Source organism: Novosphingobium sp. BL-S-19 (assembly GCF_055521675.1).
On record NZ_CM145498.1, the window covers coordinates 1,698,408 to 1,722,081 of the forward strand.

The window sequence follows — 23,674 nt, forward strand, 5'->3', positions numbered from 1 at the left end:
CAATGTCGGACGTCGCGGCGCGGGCGGGCGTGTCGAAGGCGACGCTGTACAGGCGTTGGACCGCGAAGGCAGACCTCGTGGCAGATGCCGTTGCCACCCTGAGCCCTATGAAGACACCGCGCTACCCCGGCACATCGATGCGCGACGATCTGCTTGCGCTCCTAGAGCAAGCCGGCAGTTGCGATGGCAACTCGGAATTAGTGAGCGCGATATATGAGATGGCACGGTCGCACCCGGACTTATATCGGACCGTTTCCGGCCGCTTTGGTACCTTCGTGCGTGAGGAACTGGAAGGCTTCGCGGCTCGTGCCCTCCGGGAGGGATACAAGCCTCTCTCGAGTGTCGAACTCGATCTTGTGCGGGATACCGTCGTTGCAATGCTCGCACATTACGGCGGACCGGCCGGGGAGCCTGTTACACGCGAGCGGCTGATCGACCTGGTTGATCATGTCCTGCTGGTTTTGCTGACGGGAACGCGTGCCGTTGAGTAGGTGATCTTACCGGAAGGCGCGGTGTACCGCTTCGAGCGACCAAGTCCTGAATGGCGCTATCGCCATCCACATTACCGAAAACAGCCATTCCGCTCTCCCCCTCTCCGCTGCTGACGAACCTGCTCGGCAAAAGAAAACCGGTCGGTCCGCTCCCTGCTGCGTCAAATCAAACACGCTGCGACCGACTTGGGCGCTTGGCCGACCGGCCGCTCAGCTAAACCACCTCGCGGAATATGGCCGTCAAATGTGTGCACGACCTCTGAGGTTTCTCGCTCCAATTTTGCGGGTTAATCACGATACCCATCGGTTACGCAACGAATAGGCTCGCTCCACCAGGACCTCCAGTGAAACTCTCGCGCGAGCATGAGGAGCGAAGCATGCCGAACGGCAAACCCAATATCCTTTTCATCATGGGCGATGATATCGGTTGGTTTAACCCCAGCTGTTACAACAGCGGAATGATGGGCTACAAGACGCCCAACATCGACAGGATCGCGAGTGAAGGCGCCCGGTTTACGGACTGGTATGCGCAGCAGAGCTGCACCGCTGGGCGCGCCGCTTTCCTGACCGGACAATCGCCGATCCGCACCGGACTGACGAAAGTGGGCTTACCGGGCGCAGATCTTGGACTGGGTCCGAGCGATCCCTGCATCGCCGAGGTTTTTAAAGCGCAAGGCTATGCCACAGGGCAGTTCGGCAAGAACCACTTGGGAGACCGCGACGAACATCTACCAACGATGCATGGATTCGATGAGTTCTTCGGCAATCTCTACCACCTCAACGCCGAGGAAGAGCCGGAAAACGAAGACTATCCCAAGGATCCGAAATTCCGCGAGAAGTTCGGCCCGCGCGGCGTGCTGAAGTGCAAGACCGACGGCAAAGGAAGTCAAACCATAGAAAACACCGGTCCGCTATCCTCCAAGCGTATGGAGACCATCGACGAGGAGTTCCTCAGCGATGCCAAGGATTTCATCAAGCGCAAGCACGAAGAAGGCGGGCCTTGGTTCTGCTATTTCAACTCAACCAGGATGCACGTGTTCACCCATCTCAAGGAAGAGTCGAAGGGTAAGACCGGGTTCGGCCTCTATCCGGACGGCATGGTCGAACATGACGGCCATGTCGGCGAGTTGCTCGCATTGGTCGACGAACTTGGGGTGAAGGACGATACGATCGTCGTCTACACCACGGACAACGGCGCGGAATGCTTCACTTGGCCCGATGGCGGCACCACGCCGTTCAAGGGTGAAAAGGCGACCAACTGGGAAGGCGGATTTCGCGTCCCCTGCGTGATCCGCTGGCCAGGCACGATCGAACCGGGCACGGTGGTCAACGAGATCTGCGCGCACGAGGATTTCCTGCCGACGCTTGGCGCCGCAGCTGGGGATGTCGACGTTGTCGACCGCGTACGGAAAGGCGGCAAGATTGGCGACAAGACCTTCAAAGTGCACCTTGACGGCCATAATCTGATTCCCGGCTTCAAGGGTGAAGCGAAGGAATGGCCGCGCCCAGGCTTTGCCTACTGGAGCGATGACGGCGACCTGATGGCGCTTCGCCTGCACCAGTGGAAGGTCGCGTTCCTGGAGCAGAACGCCGAAACCAATCACAAGACCCCGCTTGGTGTCTGGCAAGGCGCTTTCACTCCGCTACGCGCACCGATGCTGTACAATTTGCGCTCGGACCCGTTCGAGCGCGGACCGGAGAGCATCTATTACGGAGACTATTCGGCGCACCGGATGTTCCTGTTCGTGCCCGCACAGGCCATCGTAGCGAAGCTCCTTGAGAGCTTTGAGGAGTTCCCGCCTCGGGCCAAGGCGGCCAGTTTTACAGTTGGCGACGCAATGGAAAAGATCACTACCGCCAGCCCGAATCAAAATTAAGAGCCGAAATTCGTACCGGTCCCTTTCCCGGCATCATTCCTTCCGTGTCGTTGCTGGCTGGCGGCATGGAAGGAATGTGGACTTGTATGATTTGGGTCGTACGCTCGTCCGATTGCAAACGAACTCGGTCCGTTTCGGCCTCGGCTAACGGCCGCTTTAGGAAGCTACACACGACAGCTTGAGCGACCGGAATGGGGGCGCTAGCCGACCGGCGGTTCACCCCATCAAGATAGACCCCGTGAGGTTGGGAATCCCACGCAAGCTCGCTCAATGGCTTGCCAGCAGCAGACCTCCTATCGCGGCTATGATCAACACCGTGATCACGTTCCTTTTGAAGCGAAATATGAGAACACCTGACAGCGCAGCCAGTACGGCCGCCCGCCAGTCAAAGCTTCCCCGATCGGGAATGAAAAGCCGCACGGCCCCAAAACGTTGCTCGTTCACGCTGGCGAACATGACGTGGATCAGGAACCAGAGCGAAAGGTTGGCGATCACGCCGACGATTGCAGCAGTGATGGCTGCCAGGCCGCCCTTCAGCCGTTTCGCGTGTTCTAGGCGCTCAATCCATGGCGCAAATGCGAAGATCCACAAAAAGCATGGAGCAAAGGTCACCCATGTCGTCAGCGCGGCGCCCAGCAGGCCGGCAAGCAGGGGGTTGAAGGGTTCCGGAGTGCGAAAAGCAGCAAGGAAGCCGACATACTGGGTCACCATGATCAGTGGCCCCGGCGTCGTTTCGGCAAGGCCCAGGCCGTCCGCCATCTCGCCAGCCGATAGCCAGCCATGCCCCTGCACAGCTTCCTGGGCCATATAGGCCAGAACTGCATAGGCGCCGCCGAAGGTCACCACTGCAAGTTGGGAAAAGAAACAGCCTATCCGCCAAAGCACGTGGTCCGGGCCCACCGTAACAAAGACGAAAGCCATGGGTGCGGCCCAGATCGCTCCCCACAGGCAGACCGCTCGGAAGGACTGGCCCCATGGTCGCGGTGCGGTGGAAGGGCTGTCGCCGCTTACCTTCAGGGCGAGTAGCTCGGGTCGCCAAGCGGCGACCGCCATACCGATTGCGCCAGAGCCAAGCACCACGAGCGGGAAGGGAAGGCTGAAGAGGAAGAGCGCCATGAACGCCGCCAGTGCCAGTATCCGCTTAACCGGCGTGTTGAGTGCGCGCCCCGCGATGCGGATAAGCGCCTGCACGACAATCGCCAACACCGCCGCCTTGATGCCGAGGAAGAGGGCGGCAAACCAGCCGAGGTGTGCGGCGTAGGCATAAAGGATCGATAAGCAGAGAATGACGAAAGCGCCCGGCAGTACGAACAGCAGGCCTGCCGTTAATCCTCCGCGCAGGCCATGGAGCTTCCACCCGATCCAGGTCGCCAGTTGCTGGGCCTCGGGACCGGGGAGCAAATGGCAGAAGTTCAAGGCATAAAGGTATTGTTCTTCGCTTACCCATTTCCGCTCATCCACGAGTTCGCGGTGCATGAGCGCGATCTGTCCAGCCGGACCACCGAAGCTAAGGAACCCAATTCGGGCGAAGACTCGTAGGAGTTCGGAAAACTCGGGTTTAGGCGTCGTGACTGTCACTCTGACCAATGCCTTTCCATCCGCGATAGCACGGATAATCAAGGCAACGCTTGGGCGGTGACGCCTGACCGGGAGGTTGCTTTATCCCGATGTGGTTTGTCTAACAGCGCCGGTGCCATTCTGCCAAGGGCCAATAACCAAGTGGGAGCGGCAATTTGAACGACCGGTTTGGGTCATGCGTGCCTGTGCGCTGAATGACGGAATTGGGGGCGCTTGCCGCCCTGGGAACCACTCAGTCTACTTCCTGAGCGGTTCTTCCATGCGTGCAGCGGCGAAGGCCTTCAGCGCTCGCTGAAGCGTTTCATCCTGAAGAACCGTGCGGGCTTCGGACAGCGAGAACCAGGCCCGCTTGCGTGACGCCATTTCCGGCCAACGCTCCAACTCCTCCTCCACTTGCAAGGCGTAGACTTTGGCCCGGCTCGGATCGAACATCGCCGATGTCTTAAGCGGGCTTTTAGATATCGTTCCCAGTACGCCGGCCTCCTCAAAGGCTTCGGCCGCCGCACGCTGCGAAGCGGTCTCGCCCGGCTCGATCTTGCCTTTGGGGAGGATCCACTTCCGTTTGCGCCGCGAGGTCACCAGAAGGACTTCGCAGATATCGCCATTCAGGCGGTAGGGTAGGGCGTTCGACTGAGCGGGCATCCTTCGACTCGTTACCAATGGTGAAGCGCGATCGGACAGCGGGAAGCATATGTGTCCGGATGGAATTAGGAAGTCACATTGCAAATATCGGTAGGATCACGCAGCCGTTTGCCTGGGCGCTTTCCGCTGTCCTGATCAGAGGCGAGGCATTACCCTCTCGCGCACCAAGGCTGTCTCGGCCTCGCATCCAGTGGGGCGCTCGCCGCTAGCACGCAGCGCGTCGAGTTCGGCTTTGGCTCCAGCGCGATCAGCCAAATAGTCAGCCTTGGTCTGCACGAGTGCCATGGTGGCTGTCGCCGAGAGCATGCCGGCCTCAACGGCGCTTTCGTTGTGCGCCCCGCAGACAAACCGGCTGTCGCCATAGGCCCGGCCGCGCTCAAGGATCTGCTGTGCGCGGTCTGGTGCAATGCTCGACAAGACAAGTGCCCATGTCCAGCCCCAAGTCGTGTGGCCGGAGGGATAGTCATAGCTCATTCGATGGGCCTTCTCATCGTAGAGCTCGGAAGCGGGCTGGCAGATCTGTCCCTTGTCGATCGTGAAGGGCCGGTGCCGCTCATATACGGCTTTCGCCTTGCCCGATTGTGCGCTGGTATCGGAGCCTGCCCGCTCGATGAGCATCATCAACTTAGGGGCGTTTTCCGGCGTGAGCTTAACCCCAACGGCGCAGCTGAAATCGCTCGCAAGAGCGGGCACGCTGTAGTCAGCATCCTGCGTTGCAAGCTTCCAACGGGGCGATCCGGCAAGCTTGCGCGTTGCCCGGAAGATTTTGCGATCTGTCTCGTAACGCGGATCACCTGGACGCGGCGCCGGCTCGATCACATGAGTGACGTCGAACTCACCGGCCTCCAAGTAGCCGCGGCGGCGCTCGGCAGAATCGGCGTTTGCCGTAAACAGAACGGTAGCCGCAGTGGCCAAGGCAATCGAGATTTTGAGCTTCACGAACTATCTCCAATGGCCGGGAGGTAGGACGATCAGTCGCAAGTGGTCAATATGACAGAAATATGACACTTCGATTTGGGTGGCCGGTTTTGGGTGAGCTAGGGGGTGTCACGAATGGCTGAAATCGTGCGAAGCAGATGTCGGGCGAAGTGCCTTAAAGCACCTCGCCCTGCCGGTATGCGACCTTCGCATCACCTTGAACTTTGGCCCCGCGTTCGGTGACCGACACACTCGGTATGTGATCGATGCGCGTTAAAAGAGCGCCGAGGAAGTCGGCAACGACTCCGTTTCCATTGCTGGTTTCGACATGGATACGAAGAGCGCCGGGATCGGTGCCGAAATTGCGGACGACAACATTGTCTCCGAAAAAGCGTCGCGCGGTTTCTCGGATGAATGAGGCCTGCTCTGGCGTGAGTTCGCAGGGCTTTTGTGGCGGCATCGGCGGTTTCGCGGGCGGCATACCGAACTCTTAGTCCGCCGCAGCAATATCCGCCACGGGGATGGCGGTCGACTGGGAGCTTTTCCTTTGCTGGGCAGGCCGGTCAAACGTGAACGAACGACCGCTTTCAGGAATTGGAAATTAGGCGCTGGGCGTCCGATATGTCGAAGGATTTCGGGCGCTTGCGTACGAAATTCTAACATGGAGGAACCCGCGGGCCGCATAGGCTGGTCTATGGGGATTTGTGCTTTGGGGTGGTCTGGTTGGGGCCACCGCGCACGGTGCGACGCGGGCTAGCGCCGACGGTGCCCGGATGTTTCGGAAGGGTGGAGAGGGGCTTCCAGAGCGTTCGTTGGGTGCCGAGCCAGGTGCTCATAAGATGAGATGCGTGCGGGGTGGTTGCCCGGCGTACGGATCTGCCGGACTTGGAGAGGCGCGAGCCATGCCGGGTCATGGCGCAGGCATCCGGGCGAACGTGGTCGGTGGCGGTGGTGCTCTTGGCTGGCGCCAACGGGCGAAGGCCTCGATGATGAGCATGTGGCCGCCGCAGCACGGGCACGGTGGGCGATAGTCTTCAGCCTCCTCGGGCTGCGGCTCGCTCGGGGCGGCAACATCGAGGAGGTGGCGGGCCAAGGCAAGCGAGGCCTTGCGCGCGGAGCCAGCGAGCAGGCCATAATGGCGAATGCGATGGAAGCCCCGGGGCAGGACGTGGGTCAGGAACCGGCGGATAAACTCGTGGGTCTCGAGCGTCATGACGCGCTGACGGTCGGCGCCGTCACGGCGGTAATCCTTGATGCGGAAGGTCACCCCATTCTCGTCGAAGGCGATGAGGCGGCGGTTCGAGATAGCGACGCGGTGGGTATAGCGCGCGAGATAGGCGAGCACCGCTTCGGGACCGGCGAACGGCGGCTTGGCGTAGACGACCCATGGCTTCTTGCGGACAGGGGCGAGGTGGCGCTGGAAGGCATGGGGATCGGCGAGACCCGCCAGCGACCCGAAGAAGCCGAGCCGCCCGGCGCGATGGAACTCGGCAAGGCGGGCGAGGAACAGGCGGCGGAACAGTTTGCCCAGAACACGCACGGGCAGAAGGAAGGTGGGCCGGGAAGCGATCCAACGTTTGCGATCGTGCGCGATGCCGCCGCCCGGCACGATCATGTGGACGTGCGGGTGGTGGGTCATCGCCGACCCCCACGTATGCAGGACGGCGGTGATGCCGATGCGGGCGCCGAGATGTTTGGGATCGGCAGCAATGGTTAGCATCGTCTCCGACGCCGTCTTGAACAGCAGGTCGTAGACCAGGGCCTTGTTCTGCAGCGCGATGGTGGCGATCTCGGCGGGCAGGGTGAAAACCACGTGGAAGTAGCCCACTAACAAGAGATCAGCTTCGCGCTCGGCCAACCAGGTGCGCGCGGCCGCGCCCTGACACTTGGGGCAATGCCGGTTGCGGCACGAGTTGTAGGCGAGACGCCAATGCCCACAGTCCTGGCACGCTTCGATGTGGCCGCCGAGGGCTGCGGTGCGGCAGTTCTCGATTGCCGTCATGACCTTGAGTTGAGCGAGGCTCAGGTGTCCGGCATGGGCCGCCCTGTAACCGGGCCCGGCGCTGCGGAAGATATCGGCGACCTCGAGTGAGGTGCGGACGGTCTCAACCGGGAGGGGCCTTGCCCTCCATCAGAGCGACGATCCGGTCTAGCGGGCTGGCGACGGCCTGGATCGTGCGGGTCGAGACCTTGGTATAGACCGCAGTGGTATCGATCTTGGCGTGTCCGAGCAGAACCTGGATGACGCGGATATCGACGTCCTGTTCGAGCAGGTGCGTGGCGAAACTGTGGCGCAGCGTGTGCGGACTGATGCGCTTGCGGATGCCCGCGACCTCAGCAGCTTCCTGGACGGCGCGGTGGAGTTGCCGCGATGAGATGGGATCGGTGTAGCTGCGCCCGGGGAACAGCCAGCCATGGGGAAACATCACGCCGCGTCGCTTGCCCTCGCGCCACCACAGACGGAGCAGTTGAAGTAGATGCGGCGACAGCATGGCGTTACGATCGCGCCCGCCCTTGCCCTGTTCAACCCGGATCAGCATGCGCTCGCTGTCGATATCGTCGACCTTGAGGTGGGCGACCTCAGAAACGCGCAGGCCTGCACCATAGGCAACGCCAAGCGCGGCTTTGTACTTGATGCCAGGTGCTGCCTCGAGCAACCGGGTAGCCTCCTCGACACTGAGGACTTCGCGCATCTTGTCCGGACGGCGTGTCGCGATCAGTCCGCGCGCCAGGTCCCGACGCCGGAGCGTGACGGTATAGAGGAAGCGTAGCGCCGACACCGCGCCATTGATGGTGCCTGCGCTGGCTCCGCTCTCGTGCTGGTGGATCTGGAAATTGCGCAGGTCCTCTGCGGTTGCCGTATCGGGTGGTCGTCCCAGGTAGGCGGCGAAGCGCCGGACGTGCCGAATGTACTGGTCTTGCGTGCGCGGCAGCAGGCCTCGCATCATCATGTCGTGCTGCATGCGCTGGCGCAGCGGGCTGATCGGGGCGGGAGTAGAGATCGTAGCCATCGTGAGTTCCTCTCGTTCAAGGGAACTTCACGCTCGGACGGCAACCTCACCCCGACCAAAACCTCACGATATACCCCTACCTCTCACCACGCACCTCTCCCGCGAAAGCGGGTTCGTCCATGGGCGCGGAAGCTGCCGGCCGTCTTCCACGGGCTTAACCGGAATTCGGCGTAGCGGCGGGCGGCTGTGTTCTTGAACGCGTTACAAACCCAGCCTCCCACGCTTGGGCCGACATCGGCAATTGGGCGGATGCAAAAATAGTGCATCAGCCAATGGAAATTGCCATCTCGTCGCCGTCTCTGCTAGGCGGCGACGGGTTCCGGCGAGAGCTTTTCCCGTTTGGCGACGATCGCCGGGACCACAAGTTGCCCTGCCACGTTCACCGCGGTGCGACCCATGTCGAGAATGGGGTCGATCGCCAGCAACAGTCCGGCGCCTTCCAGCGGCAGGCCAAGCGTGGACAGCGTCAGGGTCAGCATCACCACGGCGCCGGTCATGCCCGCTGTCGCCGCCGAACCCAGCACCGAAACAAGCACGATCAGCAGATAGTCCAGCCCCTGAAGGTGAACGCCGTAAAAGTCCGCCACAAAGATCGCCGCCAGCGCGGGATAGATCGATGCGCAGCCGTCCATCTTCGTGGTCGCGGCAAGCGGCACGGCGAAGGCCGCATAGGCACCGTCGATCCCCATGCGTTCCGCAGCAAGCTCGGTAACGGGCAGCGTGCCTACCGACGATCGCGATACGAACGCCAGCTGGATCGCCGGCCAGGCATTGCGGAAGAAAGTGGAGGGCTCGATGCCGTTGACCATCAGTAGCACCGGGTAGACCACGAAAAGGACCAGCCCGAGCCCGGCATAGATGGCAACCGCGAAATTGCCGAGCTGGTGCAGCGTGCTCCAGCCGTAAGTGGCGATCGCGGTGCCGATCAGCGCGGCCGAACCGATCGGCGTAAGCGCGATGATCCAGCCGAGCACGGTGCGCACCACTGCCAGCAGCGACCGCACGAACGTCAGGAACGGCTCACCGCGATCCCCGGCCTTGAGCGCGGCGAAGCCGATGGTCAGCGAAATCACCAGGATTTGCAGCGTGTTGAACGACAGTCCGGTCGTGACCGTGCCGTCTGCCGCCACTTTGGTCGACGCCGTCAGGCCCAGGAAATTGCCGGGAACCAGCCCTTTCAGGAAGTCCAGCCAGGTGCCCACGGTCGCGGGCGAATGGACCGCGATATCCGCCGCGTGAACCCCGGAGCCCGGCCGGACGAGCAGCCCCACGCCGATGCCGATCACGACCGCAATCAGTGCCGTGATGGCGAACCAGATCAATGTCTGCCCAGCCAGACGCGCCGCATTTTCCAGCTGGCGCAAGTTCGCGATGGAACTGACGATGGCCGCGAAGATCAACGGCGGCACCGTCGCGCTCAGCAGGCTGACGAAGATCGATCCGGTCGTCTTCAGGGCGACGGTCAATCCGTTGGGATCGCCTTGCCCCACCGGCCCCAGCCACTGCGCCGCAAAGCCGAGGACGATACCCACGGCCATGCCGACGAAGACGCGGAACCCGAAACTGCCGTAGTTCAGCTTAATCGGCGTTGACATTGCAGGGCAGACTCCGTTCTGGCTGCGCTTTGCGCAGGCCACCTTGTATTGTCTACTAAATTAATTGAGTTTGCCCGCAAGGGGGGAAAGCGTTCATCGCGGACGTGGGCGAAGAACGAACGCTTGCCCATGGCGAAGCAAATCTTGCGATTGACTCATATTCTCTAGTAAATAAGTTGAGAATGTCGTTGTTGCCTCCGATGCGTGAGATACTCTCACTGCCGGACGAACAGCAAACGCCGAGATGACAGCGTCAGGCACTCCTCATTCCCATCCGATTCTCGCGGGCCCGCAGGTCACGCGGGGCGGTTCGCCGTACGGCACTCAGACACAAGGAGTGATCCCATGTCCCTCAAACTCTCCGATACGGTTCCCGATTTCTCGCAGGATTCGACCGAAGGCCGCATCGATTTCCATGACTGGGCGCGTGCGAACTGGGTGGTGCTGTTCTCGCATCCCAAGGATTTCACCCCGGTCTGCACTACCGAACTGGGCGCCGTCGCCCGTCTCAAGCCCGAGTTCGATCGGCGCGGTGTTAAGGTTCTGGGGCTTTCGGTCGATCCGGTGGCAAGCCATCACGACTGGGCTCAGGACATCGCGCAGACGCAGGGCACCGCGCTCAACTTTCCGCTGATCGCCGATCATGATCGTAAGGTTTCCACCCTGCTCGACCTGATCCATCCGGGCGCCTCCGACACGACCACGGTGCGCACCGTGCTGGTGATCGACCCGGCGAAGAAGCTGCGCCTGACGCTGACCTATCCCGCGTCCACCGGCCGCAATTTCGAGGAAATCCTGCGCACGATCGACAGCCTGCAACTGACCGACCGCCACAAGGTGGCGACGCCCGCCGACTGGCGGCCGGGCGAGGACGTGATCATCGTCCCCTCTCTGGACGATGCCGCGGCGACGGCGCTTTTCCCGCAGGGTTGGACGACCGTGAAGCCGTACTTGCGCCTTGTCCCCCAGCCGGAAACCGAAACGGTGCCCGAGGCCTGATCTCTCTGCTGCGAAAGGATCGGGACCATGATCGATCTCTATTACTGGACCACGCCGAACGGCCACAAGATCACGATCTTTCTGGAAGAGACCGGGCTGCCCTATCGCATTACCCCGGTGAATATCGGCAAGGGTGAGCAGTTCCTGCCCTATTTCCTGGCGATCGCGCCGAACAACCGCATCCCGGCGATCGTCGATGAAGATCCCGTCGATGGCGGCCCGCCGCTGGCCGTTTTCGAATCCGGCGCGATTCTGCAATACCTTGCCGAAAAGACCGGAAAATTCCTTTCCGCCGACCCGCGGGAGCGCAGCGAGGCGGTGCAGTGGACTTTCTGGCAGATGGGCGGTCTTGGCCCGATGGCGGGGCAGAACAACCATTTCCGTTATGCCGCGCCGGAGCAGATTCCCTACGCGATCGAACGCTACACGCGCGAAACGAACCGCCTGTTCGGCGTGCTCGACAAGGGGCTGGCGGATCGCCCGTTCCTGGCCGGCGACGACTATTCGATCGCGGACATGGCCAGTTATCCGTGGATCGTACCGTGGCAGCGCCTTGGCCAATCGCTGGACGATTTTCCGAACCTGCAGCGCTGGTTCGAAGCAATCACACTCCGCCCCGCAACGCAGCGCGCCTACGATCTGGTGGCCGAGGTAAATCCCGATTCCGGAACCCCGCTCAGAGAAGAGGCCCGGCGGCTTCTGTTCGGCCAGACGGCAGACAGCGTGACGCCCGCTGACCCCGCATCCCCCTAGGAATCCCCCACACAGGGAAACACCCAAAGTCGCCATGCTGAGGGCAGCGCGACGATAACAATCTCTCACAGGGAGCATGAACTTGAGACGTACCGCCAGCATTCTGGCGGCGAGCACTGCGCTCGTCGCCATCCAGGCCCCGGCTTGGGCCCAGGCCCACGATGAAGCACCAACCGTCGGACCAGCCGCCGGATCCACCAATGAAAGCGCGCAAGCGCCGCAATCCGAAATCGTCGTCACCGGCACGCGCGCGGAAGGCCGCTCGCGCCTCGACACCGCCTCACCCGTCGATGTCCTGAGCAGCAACAGCCTGCGCCGGCAGGGCACCACCGAACTGGGCGCGGCGCTGGCCGCAATCGCCCCGTCCATCGATTTTCCACGCCCCTCGGCCGTGGACGGCACGGATGCCATCCGCCCGGCCACCTTGCGCGGCCTTTCGCCCGATGCCACGCTGGTGCTGATCAATGGCGTGCGCGGCCATACGGCGGCCCTGCTCAACACCAATGGATCGGTTGGGCGCGGTTCGGCTGCGGTAGACCTCAACACCATCCCGACCGCCGCGCTGGAAACGATCGAAGTCCTGCGTGACGGCGCCTCCGCCCAGTACGGTTCGGACGCCATTGCCGGGGTCATCAACTTGCGCCTGAGGCAAGCCCGGTCGGGCGGCGGCGCCAGCGTGACCTACGGCATCTACGATACCGATATCGACACCGCGCGCGGCAGCCGCAGCGTCACCGGCGAACGGTCGATCACCGCATCCGTCTGGCAGGGCATCGGCTTTGGCGAGGACGGCTATCTCACGCTTTCGGGCGAATACCTGAACCGCAACCCCACCAACCGCGCCGACTACGACCCGCGCGTCACCCCCACGCGCGTGACGGGACGGTTCGGCGATCCCGAGGTCGAACAGTACAGCCTCTGGGCCAATGCCGGCACCTCGGTCGGCGACAACTGGCAGCTTTACGGCTGGCTGGGCTATCAGCACCGCGAAAGCGAAAGCGCGGCCTTCCCCCGCCTTGCCAGTGCGGCCACGGCCGTTTCGGTAATCTATCCGAACGGCTTCCTGCCGCTCATCAACACCCGCTCGAAAGACCTCAATTCGGCGCTGGGGCTGAAGGGCGATCTGGGCGGCTGGAACGTCGACGTCAACGTCAGCTACGGGCGCAACCGGATCGACTTCCGCACGCTGGACTCCGCCAACTACAGCTACGGCAATTCGTCCCAGACCGATTTCTACGACGGCGCGCTGATCTACGATCAACTCGTCGGCGGCGTGGATGTCTCGCGCAAGTTCGACGTGTTCCAGTCGGTCAACGTGGCGTTCGGTGCGGAAGCGCGGCGCGAAGGGTTCGAGATCAAGGCGGGCGAGCCGGCCTCCTACAACTATGCCGCCAACCCGGTCGCGGGCGCGGCGCCCGGCGCGCAAGGGTTCCTTGGCTTCTCTCCGCTCAACGAAGTGGACCGTCATCGCGGCAACCAGAGCATCTACCTCGATCTGGAAGCGCAAGTGACCGACAAGCTGCTGGTCGGCCTTGCCGGGCGCGGTGAGCACTATTCGGACTTCGGATCGACCGGCACCGGCAAGCTGTCGCTCCGCTACGATTTCAGCCCGGCCTTCGCGATCCGCGGGACGGCCTCTACCGGGTTCCGCGCGCCCTCGCTTCAGCAGCAATACTTCACCTCGGTCTCCTCGGTGGTCCAGAACGGCGTGCCGATCCTGACGGGCACCTATCCGTCCACCAGCGACGTGGCCGTGGCGCTGGGCGGGCAGAAGCTGCAACCCGAAAAGTCCACCAACCTTTCGGCCGGCTTCGTCGTACGCAGCGGCGGCTTCGACCTTACGGTCGACGGCTACCGCATCCACATCCGCGATCAGCTGGGCCTGTCGGAAAACATCCAGGCCAGCTTCAGTCCGCAAGTCGCCGCGTTGCTGGCGCCCTTCAACGTTTCTGCCGCGCGCTTCTTCATCAACGGCCTCGCCTCGACCGCGAAGGGCATCGATGCCGTGGCGCATTACCGCCTGCACGCGGGCGAGCACACCTTCGACCTGACACTGGCCGGCAACGTCAACGACGTGAAGGTGACCAAGGTGCCGACCTCCACATCGGTGCTGGACCCCGCGCCCACGCTCTTCGCCCGCAGCCGCATCCTCACCATCGAGGAAGGCACGCCGGGCGAGAAGGTCACGGGCACTGTCGACTGGTCGCACGGCGCTCTCGGCGCAACGCTGCGCGCGACCTATTACGGCGACGTCCTGCAGCCGGGCACTACCGCTTCGGCCGATTACCGGACCGGATCGCACACGATCACCGACCTCGAACTGCGCTATCAGCCCGCCAAGGGCGCGCAATTGGCGATCGGCGCAAGCAACCTGTTCGACGTCTATCCGCGCGAAGTCCCCGCCGCGCTCAACACTACCGGTGTTGTCGGCTTCCCGTACTATTCGCCCTTCGGGTTCAACGGCCGCTATCTCTACGTGCGCGCCGGGCTGAACTGGTAATCGTCCCGGCCTGCGAGCGGCGGAGGCCTCTGCCGCTCGCCACAGGAAGACAGTCTCCGGCCGCCAAGACACTGCCAAGTCGCCGGCTTTCGGGCGGAGATATTGCCGCTCCTGAGTGCAATCCGGAGGTGTCGGCGGTCGAACCTTTTCCTGTAAACCGCCAGTCTCTTCGCGGCCGATGCAGGTCGTTCACGTTCGCTCACACTTCGGTTGACGGAGGGCAGCTTTCAGGATGGCTGGATGTGGCGTCGAGTGTCAGCTTTGGGGGCGGGAACCGACAGTCCAATCGAATGGTGGAGTTGTTCAGCTGCGGCGCACTTCGGTCTGTCCGGACTTTGCCGAGATCGACTCGGATGACAGGTTGGTGGCTTCTCGCCGACCAGTAATGTGCATTGCGGGAGTAGGGGGCAGTATGTGTACCCTATGTGTACGCTAAGGGGCACTATCGGTACCTGTTGCGGGCCTGTTAAATTCGCGACTCTCTCAGGGCTTCGAGGGGTTTTCCTTCGGCGCGCCGGAGAGTTCGATGACCCCGACCCGTCTCCTTATCGACCAGATCCTGCTTGTGCTTGCGATAGTAGTCGCGGGCGTTTGGATTTCGACGCAGTGGGCGGCGGCACAGCTGGCCTATCAGTCGGAACTGGGCGCAGCCTGGTTCTGGATTGGGAACATTCCCGTCTACCGCCCCTGGTCCATCTTCGTCTGGTGGTATCACTTCGACGCCTACGCACCGATCGTCTTCGATAAAGCGGGCGCCATTGCCGCTACCAGCGGTCTTGCCGGCTGCGGCGTTGCCATTGTCGGTTCGGTATGGCGAGCGCGGCAAAGCCAGCACGTCACGACGTATGGCTCGGCGCGCTGGGCGACCGCACGGGATATCCGCAAGGCAGGGTTGCTCGCGCCGCGCGGCGTGTTCCTCGGAAGTGTCGATGGGCAATATCTCCGGCATGACGGACCAGAACATGTCATGGCGTTCGCGCCGACGCGGTCGGGCAAGGGCGTGGGACTCGTGGTCCCGACCCTTTTTGCATGGCCCGGCTCTGCCATCATTCATGACATCAAGGGGGAGAACTGGCAGCTGACGGCCGGGTGGCGATCGCGCTTCTCACATTGCCTCCTGTTCAATCCGACCGATCCACGTTCGACCCGGTACAACCCGCTGCTCGAAGTGCGACGCGGCATTCACGAAGTGCGCGATGTCCAGAACATCGCCGACATCCTCGTCGACCCTGAAGGAGCTCTCGAACGCCGCAGCCACTGGGAAAAGACCAGCCATTCGCTGCTGGTCGGCGCAATCCTTCATGTTCTCTACGCTGAAAAGGAGAAGACGCTCGCGCGCGTAGCGACCTTCCTGTCCGATCCGGCGCGCAGCTTTGCGAACACGCTCCATGCGATGATGTCGACGAACCATCTCGGCACGCAGGAATCCCCGCAAGTTCATCCGGTCGTGGCATCCGCAGCTCGCGAAGTGCTCAACAAGTCAGTGAACGAGCGGTCCGGCGTACTTTCGACCGCCATGTCGTTCCTGGGGCTCTACCGTGACCCGACCGTTTCGGCTGTCACTTCGGTATCCGACTGGCGCATTGCCGACCTTGTTTCCGGCAAGCATCCGCTGTCGCTTTACTTGGTGGTGCCGCCCTCGGACATCAGCCGCACCAAGCCGCTCATCCGTCTCATCCTTAACCAGATCGGTCGCCGGCTGACGGAGGAACTGCCGAGCCGCACGACTACGGCAGGGAAGCGGAGCAAGCCTTCGCGTCACCAAATCCTGATGATGCTCGACGAGTTTCCAGCCCTTGGACGACTCGACTTCTTCGAAACCAGCCTCGCGTTCCTTGCCGGGTACGGTGTTCGCGCTTTCCTGATTGCCCAGAGTCTCAACCAGATCGAAAAGGCTTACGGCGAATTCAATTCGATCCTCGATAACTGTCATGTTCGTGTGGCATTCGCGACCAATGACGAGCGCACGGCAAAGCGGATTTCCGATGCTCTCGGGACTGCCACCGAGCAGCGGGCCATGCGCAACTATGCCGGTCACCGGCTCGCGCCTTGGCTCGCCCATGTCATGGTGAGCCGGCAGGAGACGGCCCGCGCGCTGCTCACGCCTGGCGAAGTCATGCAGCTTGAACCCAGCGAAGAACTCGTGCTGGTGTCCGGCACGCGCCCCATCCGCGCTTCAAAACTGCGCTACTACAGCGATCCGACCTTTTCCGGATGTGTTCTTCCGCCGCCGCAGCCAGCCAAGGACGGATATCGGGACGTCCCGGCGTCGTCAGCCAACGACTGGTCAGATCAGATCCGGGCCACAGACGACCGTCTGGCGGCGATGGTCGCGACAGGAGACGAGGACGAGGACGGCCTCGACCAAGCACGCCAGCCCGAGGCGGAAGGACCATCCATCCCAGCTGAAGAACCAGTTCCGGCAGATGCCTTGGGACTTCCCGATGATGTCGACGATCTCGTGGCTGAAAAGCGCACGATGGATCGCCTCGCCCAGCAGCGCCTAGTGCGTGCGACCTATGCCCTTAATGCCGGCGAACGCGCCGACCAACTCCAGCTGGGGCTTTGATCATGACGCGAAAGATCCGTCACCAGGTGTTCCTGACGAAGCCGGTTAGTGAGCGCCTTGCCAACCTCGCCGCAGGCGAAGGCGTTAGCAAGTCCGACCTCCTGGCAACGGCTTTTACCACGTGGCTCGATCGGGGCGCCTACTCCGAACTCGACGGCCTGTTCGGTCGCCGGCTTGATGCCATGACGCAAAAGCTCGACCGCTTGGTGCGGGAGAGCAACATCGAGCTCGAGACCCTCGCGCTTTTCATCCGCTATGTTCTGATGGTGAGCCCGCCGCTTGCGGAGAACGATGAGGTCGGGCGCTCGGCGGGCAACCTCCGCTTTGAAGCGTTTCTTTCGCAAGTGGCGCGGCAGGTCGCAACGGCCGCGCGGACGCTGGCGCCCGGAGACAAGCTGTGAATGGCGCCGAGACTGCCGCGCGCCGGCGCGCCATGCTGCGCACGGCCATGGGTCCGGCGATTGAGGCGGCGCTCGGCGATCCGCGCGTCATCGAGATCATGGTCAATCCAGACGGCGCGCTCCGGGTTGATGTCCTTGGCGAGGGCAGGGTGGACACCGATGTGCGCATCGCGCCCGAACAGGTCGAACGTATCATCCGCCTTGTCGCCAGCCATGCCCGCGCCGAAGTCCACGCCGACAGTCCGATCGTTTCCGCCGAGTTGCCGCCGCACGGTGAAGGCGCCGGCGAGCGCTTTGAAGGCGTGCTGCCGCCAGTGTCGCTGGCGCCGTGCTTTTCCATCCGCAAGCCGGCGGCACGCATCCACACGCTCGCAGATTATATCGCGGACGGCATCATGCCGATGGAAGCCGCGGAAATGCTGCGCGCCGCCGTCCTCGATCACCGCAGCATTCTCGTCGTCGGCGGCACCAGCTCCGGCAAGACCACGCTCGCCAATGCGCTGCTCGCCGAGATGGCCGCGCTCGACGAGCGCGTGGTACTGATCGAGGACACCCGCGAACTGCAAAGCCCAGCGCCCGATACGGTTGCCCTGCGCACCCGGCAGGGCGTCGCCACCATCGCTGACCTCGTCCGTTCGACCCTGCGGCTGCGGCCCGATCGTATCATCGTCGGTGAAGTGCGCGGGCCCGAAGCGCTCGACATGCTCAAGGCCTGGAACACAGGTCACCCCGGCGGGATCGCGACAATCCATGCCAACGGCGCATCGGCGGCACTGCATCGGCTTGAGGGGTTGGTGCAGGAAGCCGTTGTCACGGTGCCGCGCCATCTCATCGCCGAGGCCATCGACCTCATTGTCGTCATTTCCGGGCGCGGCCTGGCTCGCCGGATTTCGGCCATCGCCAGCCTGGAAGGCTTCGATCCCGTCCGCGGCGAATACCGCCTGCACGAGCTCTGCTTCCCGTCCGTCCGCTTCCCTTCCACCAAGCAAGGAGAATGACCCCATGAAGACGTCACGACTTCAGCGCTTCGGCATGCGCCCCGATCCACGGGCCGCCGTGCTCGCTGCCGCTGCGATGGCAGCGTCGCTCACCGTTACTGCGCAGACCTGGGCTGCTGGTTCCGGCATGCCCTGGGAGGAACCGCTCGAACAGATCCTCGAATCCGTACAGGGCCCGGTCGCCAAGATCGTCGCGGTCATCATCATCATCGTGACCGGCCTGACCCTGGCCTTCGGTGAGACGTCGGGCGGCTTTCGCCGGCTGATCCAGATCGTCTTCGGCCTCTCGATCGCCTTTGCCGCATCGAGCTTCTTCCTCTCGTTCTTCAGCTTCGGCGGCGGAGCGCTGATCGCATGAATGCGGCCGGCCAGCACATCGAGGGCTTCGAGGTCCCGATCCATGTGAGCCTTGGCGCTCCGATCCTCGTTGGCGGCGCGCCGCGCGGGATCGCGATCCTCAACGGCACGCTCGCCATGGCCGTTGGCCTCGGGCTCCAGCAGTGGTTGGCCGGCCTCTTCATCTGGGCAGCGGGGCACAGCCTCGCCGTGCTCGCCGCGCGGCGCGATCCCGACTTTGCGCCCGTGTTGCTGCGCCACTTGCGCCAGAAAGGATATCTCGCGTGCTGAACCTCGCCGAATATCGCAGCAAGGCTGGACGCCTTGCCGACCATCTGCCCTGGGCCGCACTGGTCGCGCCCGGCGTCGTCCTCAACAAGGACGGCAGCTTCCTGCGCGTCCTCGAATTCCGCGGGCCCGATCTGGAATCGGCGACCGAGGCCGAACTGGTTTCGATCGCGGCGCGCGCCAACAATGTCCTGCGCCGGTTCGGCTCGGGCTGGGCGCTGTTCTTCGAGGCCGAGCGGCGCGAAGCCTCCAGCTATCCCGACGATGCCTTCCCGGATGCAGCAAGCTGGCTCGTCGACCGCGAGCGCCGCGCCGCATTTCTTGCGGAGCGCAAGCATTACGAGAGTGCGTACTACCTCACGCTGACCTGGCTGCCGCCCGCTGACAGCGAGGATGCCGCCGGCCGCAAACTGGTCGAGCGCGCTGACGGCGAGAAGGGGCGCGACTGGCGCGCTTCGCTTGACGGCTTCATCGCCGAGACCGACCGCGCCCTTGATCTCTTCGACGGTTTCATGCCCGAGATCCGGGTTCTCGATAGCAGGGAACTGCTTACCTATCTGCACACGACGATCTCGGATCGTCGCCATCCCGTCCGTGTCCCCGAGACGCCGATGTATCTCGATGGCCTGCTCGTCGACACGCCGCTCGTGGGCGGTCTCGAGCCGATGCTGGGCGACCGCCACATTCGCACGATCTCGGTGCTCGGATTTCCTAACCTGAGCCGCCCCGGCATTCTCGATGCGCTCAACCACCAGGATTTCGCCTACCGCTGGGTCACGCGCTTCATCGCGCTCGACAAGTCCGAGGCGACCAAGGTCCTGACCAGCCTGCGCCGGCAGTGGTTCAACAAACGCAAATCGCTGACCGCCATGCTGCGCGAGGTGATGTACAACACGCCGGCGCAGCTTCTCGACAGCGATGCCGACAACAAGGTGGCCGATGCCGATCTAGCGCTTCAGGCCTTGGGCGGCGATCATGTTGCCTTCGGCTACCTGACGACGACGATCACCGTCAGCGACACGACACGCAGCGCGGTCGACGCCAAGATGCGGCAGGTCGAACGCGTGCTGGGCGGGCTCGGCTTCACCACGATCCGCGAGCGGGTCAACGCGGTCGAAGCCTGGCTCTCGTCAATACCGGGACACGTCTACGCCAATGTGCGTCAGCCGCTGGTCCATACCCTGAACCTGGCTCACCTGATGCCGCTCTCGGCCGTCTGGGCCGGACCGGCACGCAACGATCATCTGGGTGGCTCGGTCCTGCTTCATGCCAAAACCTCAGGCTCGACACCGTTCCGGCTGTCGACGCATGTCGGCGATGTCGGGCACATGTTCGTTGCCGGGCCGACCGGCGCCGGCAAGTCGGTACTGCTGGCATTGATGATCATGCAGTTCCGTCGTTATCCCGGTGCGCAAGTCTACATCTTCGACAAGGGGTTGTCCGCGCGCGCGGCGGTGCTGGCTAGCGGCGGCGTGCACCACGCGCTTGGCCTTGGCGGCGAGGCCGGCTCGCTGGCCTTCCAGCCACTGCGTGACATTGATGATCCTGCGCAGCGCGCCTGGGCGGCCGAATGGATCGGCGCGATCCTTGCTCAGGAGAACGTGACCGTCACGCCGGAGGTGAAGGATCAGGTCTGGCTGGCGCTTGGTAGCCTTGCGAGCGCACCGCCAGCGGAGCGCACGATCACGGGTCTCACACTACTGTTGCAATCGAAGGCGCTACGCACGGCGCTTGGGCCCTACACCATCGATGGGCCATACGGCGGCCTGCTCGATGCTTCGGAGAGTTCGCTGCACCTCGCCGACCTCCAATGCTTCGAGACCGAGGCGCTGATGGGGCACGGCTCCGTTGTCGGTCCCGTGCTGACTTATCTGTTCCACCGGCTCGAGGAGCGCTTCGACGGGCGCCCGACCTTGCTGGTGCTCGACGAGGCCTGGATTTTCCTCGACCATCCGCTGTTCGCTGCGCGCATTCGCGAGTGGCTGAAGGTCCTGCGCAAACGCAATGTCTCGGTGCTGTTCGCCACGCAAAGCCTCGCCGATATCGCCGGTTCGCCGATCGCGCCGGCGCTGATCGAAAGCTGCCCGCAGCGCATTCTGCTACCGAATGACCGGGCGGTCGAACCGCAGAGCCGCGAGATCTACGAGCGCTTTGGGCTCAGTGAGCGGCAGATCGAGCTCATCGCCCGCTCGACGCCCAAGCGCCACTACTACCTGCAATCGGCCCGCGGGAACCGGTTGTTCGAGCTCGGGCTGGGCGATGTGGCGCTGGCGCTGTGCGGCAGCTCTGATCCCATGACACAGGCGCGGATCGATGCCGTGCTCGCCGAACATGGCCAGGACGAGTTCTTCGCCCACTTTCTTGCCGGAACGCATGCCGCATGGGCGGCCGATCTGATCGGCACCTACCCCGGTCCGGAGAACTGACCTGACAGGGCGAAATGAACTCTCGTGACACGAACGTGAAGGAGAATGGTGATGAAAATCTCGTCTCGCCCACATGCTCCAAAGCAGCCCCGGAAGCTGGGTGCTGGCATCGGAATGCTCGCTTTGGTGGCCGCCGGCGGCATCGTCTTTGATGCCATGATCGCCAGTCCGCCAGCCCATGCGCTGGTCGTGTATGATCCGACCAACTACGCGCAGAACGTGCTAACCGCGGCGCGCGCACTGCAGCAGGTCAACAACCAGATCAAGTCGCTGCAGAACGAGGCGCAAAGTCTAGTCAATCAGGCGAAGAACCTCTCGACCGTGAGCTTTCCCGAGCTTCAGACCCTAACCCAGACGCTCCAGAAGATCGATACGCTGATGGGCCAAGCCCAGAACATCCAGTTCAAGGTCGCCAGTGTCGATCAGCAGTTTAGCAAGCTCTACCCCGACGCCTTCAGCCAGTCGCTGAAACTTGACGATTCTGTGACGGCTGCGCGCTCGCGGCTCGATACGCAGGTCGCAGCCTATCGCCAGACGGTGACGATGCAGGCGCAGATCGCCGAGAACGTCGAGGCCGATGCAACGACGATGAATGCGCTGGTGCAGCGCAGCCAGGCCGCCGAGGGCACCTTGCAGGCATTGCAGGTCACCAACCAGCTTCTCGCGCTGACCGCCAAGCAGCAATTCCAGATCCAGCAAATGCTGGCCGCCCAGTTTCGTGCGCAGGCCGTGAGCGACGCCAACAACGCCCAGTCCGAGAGCGAAGCCGACGCAGCGACCAGGAAATTCCTGGGCACCGGCACGGCCTACACACCGAACTAGGCCGCCGCTTTCCTTTCTCGACAGCGGCGGCGGATCGCCTCTCCTGCCGCCGCGCCCGCGGGGCACGTGCTCCATCCCCGGCCGTGGCCCGCGGGCACCCACCACTCAGCGCTGCGCTGAGCGCGATATCGCGCGCCTGGCCCGCTCACCCAGACAGGACGATCGCACGTGGACGACCTCAACATCATCGATCAGTTCATGACTGCCTTCATCCGCTATATCGATAGCGGCTTTGGCCTGCTGGGCGGTGATGTGCGGTTCCTCACCGCCACGCTGATCGCGATCGATGTGACGCTGGCCGGCTTGTTCTGGTCGCTTGGGGGCGAGGACAATGTGCTCGCCAAGTTCATCCGCAAGGTGCTCTACGTCGGCGCCTTCGCCTTCATCATCAACAGTTTCTCGACGCTCGCCGACATCATCTTCCATTCCTTTGCGCAGGCCGGGATCACTGCCGGTGGTGGATCGCTCACCGCAGACGATCTGCTTCGTCCCGGGCGTCTGGCTGGCACCGGATTCACGGCAGCATGGCCGCTCCTTGAGCAGGCCTCGAAGCTCCTCGGCTTCACCAGTTTCTTCAAGAATTTCCTGACGATCGCCGTGCTATTGATCGCCTGGCTGCTGGTCATCCTCGCCTTCTTCGTCCTCGCCGTGCAGATGTTCGTCTGCATCATCGAGTTCAAGCTGGTGGGGCTCGCCGGCTTCATTCTCGTTCCCTTTGCGCTATGGAACCGGACCAGTTTCCTGGCCGAGCGCGTGCTGGGGCATGTCGTGAGTTCGGGCATCAAAGTCATGGTACTGGCCGTGATCGTTGGGATCGGCTCGAACTTCTTCGATCAGTTCACCCAGGCGCTGCAGGGGCAGGAACCAGACATCGGCCAGGCCATGAGCCTGGTGCTGGCAAGCCTGGCGCTGTTCGGCCTCGGCATCTTCGCGCCATCGGTCGCCAGTGGTCTTGCTTCGGGCGCACCGCAACTGGGGGCAGGGGCGGCTGCAGGCACGGCGCTTGGTGCGGGCGGCATCGCCATGTTGGCAGGAGGAGGGGCGATGGCCGGCGCGCGTCTTGCGGGCACGGCGCTGGGCGGTATTCGTGCCGGAACTTCAATGGGCAGCAGTGCGGCCGCCGCAAGTTCGGCCAGCCATGGCGGCGGGGCTCATGCAGGCTCGACGGTACGCCATTCGGCGACATCGGCCTCGGCCGGCGATCATGCCGGTCCTTCAGCGTCTGGGCGCTCCGCCTCGCCAGCTACTTCCGGCGGAGCCGCACCCTCCTCACAATCCGATACCTCGCCGCCTTCATCTTCCGCGCCGGACGCGTCCGCCGAAGGGGGAGAAGGGGTGCCTGCCTGGGCCAAGGCCATGCGCGCCGAGCAGACGGCTCGTCATCGCCGCGACGTCGCCATCCACGCTGTCCAGCAGGGCGATCGCGGCGGCGGCGCCACCACTCCCGACATCAGCGAAAGGAATGACTGA

At 63.2% G+C, this 23,674-nt stretch carries 20 protein-coding genes; 13 read left to right on the top strand and 7 right to left on the bottom strand.

What is annotated here, in order from left to right; genetic code table 11:
* Positions 1-2 precede the first annotated feature (2 nt).
* Positions 3-491, top strand: a complete 489-nt coding sequence (locus ACZ1JV_RS16210) for a TetR/AcrR family transcriptional regulator (protein WP_465152364.1) — start codon at positions 3-5, stop codon at positions 489-491.
* Positions 492-868: 377 nt separating this feature from the next.
* Entirely contained in the window at positions 869-2,368 is a 1,500-nt protein-coding gene (locus ACZ1JV_RS16215; RefSeq protein ID WP_465152365.1) for an arylsulfatase, read from the top strand.
* A 267-nt stretch (positions 2,369-2,635) separates the two neighbouring features.
* Here ACZ1JV_RS16215 and chrA read toward each other — a convergent pair whose 3' ends face one another.
* From chrA to ACZ1JV_RS16250, 7 genes are all read right to left on the bottom strand, one after another.
* On the bottom strand, positions 2,636-3,946 hold the full coding sequence (gene chrA / locus ACZ1JV_RS16220; RefSeq protein WP_465152587.1) for a chromate efflux transporter: 1,311 nt from the start codon (positions 3,944-3,946) through the stop codon (positions 2,636-2,638).
* Positions 3,947-4,183: 237 nt separating this feature from the next.
* Entirely contained in the window at positions 4,184-4,525 is a 342-nt protein-coding gene (locus ACZ1JV_RS16225; RefSeq protein WP_465152366.1) for an NUDIX hydrolase, read from the bottom strand.
* A 198-nt stretch (positions 4,526-4,723) separates the two neighbouring features.
* Entirely contained in the window at positions 4,724-5,527 is an 804-nt protein-coding gene (locus tag ACZ1JV_RS16230) for an acid phosphatase (protein WP_465152367.1), read from the bottom strand.
* A 154-nt stretch (positions 5,528-5,681) separates the two neighbouring features.
* Positions 5,682-5,987 (bottom strand): hypothetical protein, encoded by a 306-nt coding sequence (locus ACZ1JV_RS16235; RefSeq protein WP_465152368.1) that lies wholly within the window; start codon positions 5,985-5,987, stop codon positions 5,682-5,684.
* Positions 5,988-6,416: 429 nt separating this feature from the next.
* Positions 6,417-7,580 carry an IS91 family transposase gene (locus ACZ1JV_RS16240; protein WP_465152588.1) on the bottom strand — a complete coding sequence of 388 codons (1,164 nt, stop codon included), beginning with the start codon at positions 7,578-7,580 and terminating at the stop codon, positions 6,417-6,419.
* A 31-nt stretch (positions 7,581-7,611) separates the two neighbouring features.
* A complete protein-coding gene (locus ACZ1JV_RS16245; RefSeq protein ID WP_465152369.1) occupies positions 7,612-8,517 on the bottom strand; it encodes a tyrosine-type recombinase/integrase in 906 nt (301 codons plus the stop codon).
* Between the two features lie 302 nt (positions 8,518-8,819).
* On the bottom strand, positions 8,820-10,100 hold the full coding sequence (locus ACZ1JV_RS16250) for a dicarboxylate/amino acid:cation symporter (protein WP_465152589.1): 1,281 nt from the start codon (positions 10,098-10,100) through the stop codon (positions 8,820-8,822).
* Between the two features lie 357 nt (positions 10,101-10,457).
* Between ACZ1JV_RS16250 and ACZ1JV_RS16255 the strand changes: the two genes are divergently transcribed.
* From ACZ1JV_RS16255 to trbL, 11 genes are all read left to right on the top strand, one after another.
* On the top strand, positions 10,458-11,111 hold the full coding sequence (locus ACZ1JV_RS16255; protein WP_465152370.1) for a peroxiredoxin: 654 nt from the start codon (positions 10,458-10,460) through the stop codon (positions 11,109-11,111).
* Between the two features lie 27 nt (positions 11,112-11,138).
* Complete coding sequence (locus tag ACZ1JV_RS16260) at positions 11,139-11,864, top strand: glutathione binding-like protein (protein ID WP_465152371.1); 726 nt, start codon at positions 11,139-11,141, stop codon at positions 11,862-11,864.
* 76 nt (positions 11,865-11,940) lie between these two features.
* Entirely contained in the window at positions 11,941-14,364 is a 2,424-nt protein-coding gene (locus ACZ1JV_RS16265) for a TonB-dependent receptor plug domain-containing protein (protein WP_465152372.1), read from the top strand.
* Positions 14,365-14,890: 526 nt separating this feature from the next.
* Positions 14,891-16,933, top strand: a complete 2,043-nt coding sequence (locus ACZ1JV_RS16270; protein WP_465152373.1) for a conjugal transfer protein TraG — start codon at positions 14,891-14,893, stop codon at positions 16,931-16,933.
* A 2-nt stretch (positions 16,934-16,935) separates the two neighbouring features.
* The gene (locus ACZ1JV_RS16275) at positions 16,936-17,334 is read left to right on the top strand and encodes a CopG family transcriptional regulator (protein ID WP_465152374.1); all 399 of its coding nucleotides are present in this window, start codon (positions 16,936-16,938) and stop codon (positions 17,332-17,334) included.
* Positions 17,335-17,366: 32 nt separating this feature from the next.
* On the top strand, positions 17,367-18,332 hold the full coding sequence (trbB, locus tag ACZ1JV_RS16280; protein ID WP_465152590.1) for a P-type conjugative transfer ATPase TrbB: 966 nt from the start codon (positions 17,367-17,369) through the stop codon (positions 18,330-18,332).
* Between the two features lie 4 nt (positions 18,333-18,336).
* A complete protein-coding gene (locus ACZ1JV_RS16285) occupies positions 18,337-18,690 on the top strand; it encodes a TrbC/VirB2 family type IV secretion system protein (RefSeq protein WP_465152375.1) in 354 nt (117 codons plus the stop codon).
* Positions 18,687-18,959 carry a VirB3 family type IV secretion system protein gene (locus tag ACZ1JV_RS16290; RefSeq protein WP_465152376.1) on the top strand — a complete coding sequence of 91 codons (273 nt, stop codon included), beginning with the start codon at positions 18,687-18,689 and terminating at the stop codon, positions 18,957-18,959. The genes ACZ1JV_RS16285 and ACZ1JV_RS16290 overlap by 4 nt, the downstream gene beginning before the upstream one ends.
* Positions 18,953-21,382 carry a conjugal transfer protein TrbE gene (gene trbE / locus ACZ1JV_RS16295; RefSeq protein ID WP_465152377.1) on the top strand — a complete coding sequence of 810 codons (2,430 nt, stop codon included), beginning with the start codon at positions 18,953-18,955 and terminating at the stop codon, positions 21,380-21,382. Before ACZ1JV_RS16290 ends, trbE begins: the two co-directional genes overlap by 7 nt.
* Before the next feature lie 51 nt (positions 21,383-21,433).
* The gene (gene trbJ, locus ACZ1JV_RS16300) at positions 21,434-22,204 is read left to right on the top strand and encodes a P-type conjugative transfer protein TrbJ (RefSeq protein WP_465152378.1); all 771 of its coding nucleotides are present in this window, start codon (positions 21,434-21,436) and stop codon (positions 22,202-22,204) included.
* Positions 22,205-22,372: 168 nt separating this feature from the next.
* Positions 22,373-23,674, top strand: coding sequence for a P-type conjugative transfer protein TrbL (gene trbL, locus ACZ1JV_RS16305; RefSeq protein ID WP_465152379.1), 1,302 nt, complete (start codon positions 22,373-22,375; stop codon positions 23,672-23,674).

Coding starts and splice junctions, on each gene's coding strand:
- ACZ1JV_RS16210 (WP_465152364.1), top strand. CDS start 3: ATGTCGGACGTCGCGGCGCGGGCGGGCGTGTCGAAGGCGACGCTGTAC.
- ACZ1JV_RS16215 (WP_465152365.1), top strand. CDS start 869: ATGCCGAACGGCAAACCCAATATCCTTTTCATCATGGGCGATGATATC.
- ACZ1JV_RS16235 (WP_465152368.1), bottom strand. CDS start 5,987: ATGCCGCCCGCGAAACCGCCGATGCCGCCACAAAAGCCCTGCGAACTC.
- ACZ1JV_RS16245 (WP_465152369.1), bottom strand. CDS start 8,517: ATGGCTACGATCTCTACTCCCGCCCCGATCAGCCCGCTGCGCCAGCGC.
- ACZ1JV_RS16255 (WP_465152370.1), top strand. CDS start 10,458: ATGTCCCTCAAACTCTCCGATACGGTTCCCGATTTCTCGCAGGATTCG.
- ACZ1JV_RS16260 (WP_465152371.1), top strand. CDS start 11,139: ATGATCGATCTCTATTACTGGACCACGCCGAACGGCCACAAGATCACG.
- ACZ1JV_RS16265 (WP_465152372.1), top strand. CDS start 11,941: ATGAACTTGAGACGTACCGCCAGCATTCTGGCGGCGAGCACTGCGCTC.
- ACZ1JV_RS16270 (WP_465152373.1), top strand. CDS start 14,891: ATGACCCCGACCCGTCTCCTTATCGACCAGATCCTGCTTGTGCTTGCG.
- ACZ1JV_RS16275 (WP_465152374.1), top strand. CDS start 16,936: ATGACGCGAAAGATCCGTCACCAGGTGTTCCTGACGAAGCCGGTTAGT.
- trbB (WP_465152590.1), top strand. CDS start 17,367: ATGCTGCGCACGGCCATGGGTCCGGCGATTGAGGCGGCGCTCGGCGAT.
- ACZ1JV_RS16285 (WP_465152375.1), top strand. CDS start 18,337: ATGAAGACGTCACGACTTCAGCGCTTCGGCATGCGCCCCGATCCACGG.
- ACZ1JV_RS16290 (WP_465152376.1), top strand. CDS start 18,687: ATGAATGCGGCCGGCCAGCACATCGAGGGCTTCGAGGTCCCGATCCAT.
- trbJ (WP_465152378.1), top strand. CDS start 21,434: ATGAAAATCTCGTCTCGCCCACATGCTCCAAAGCAGCCCCGGAAGCTG.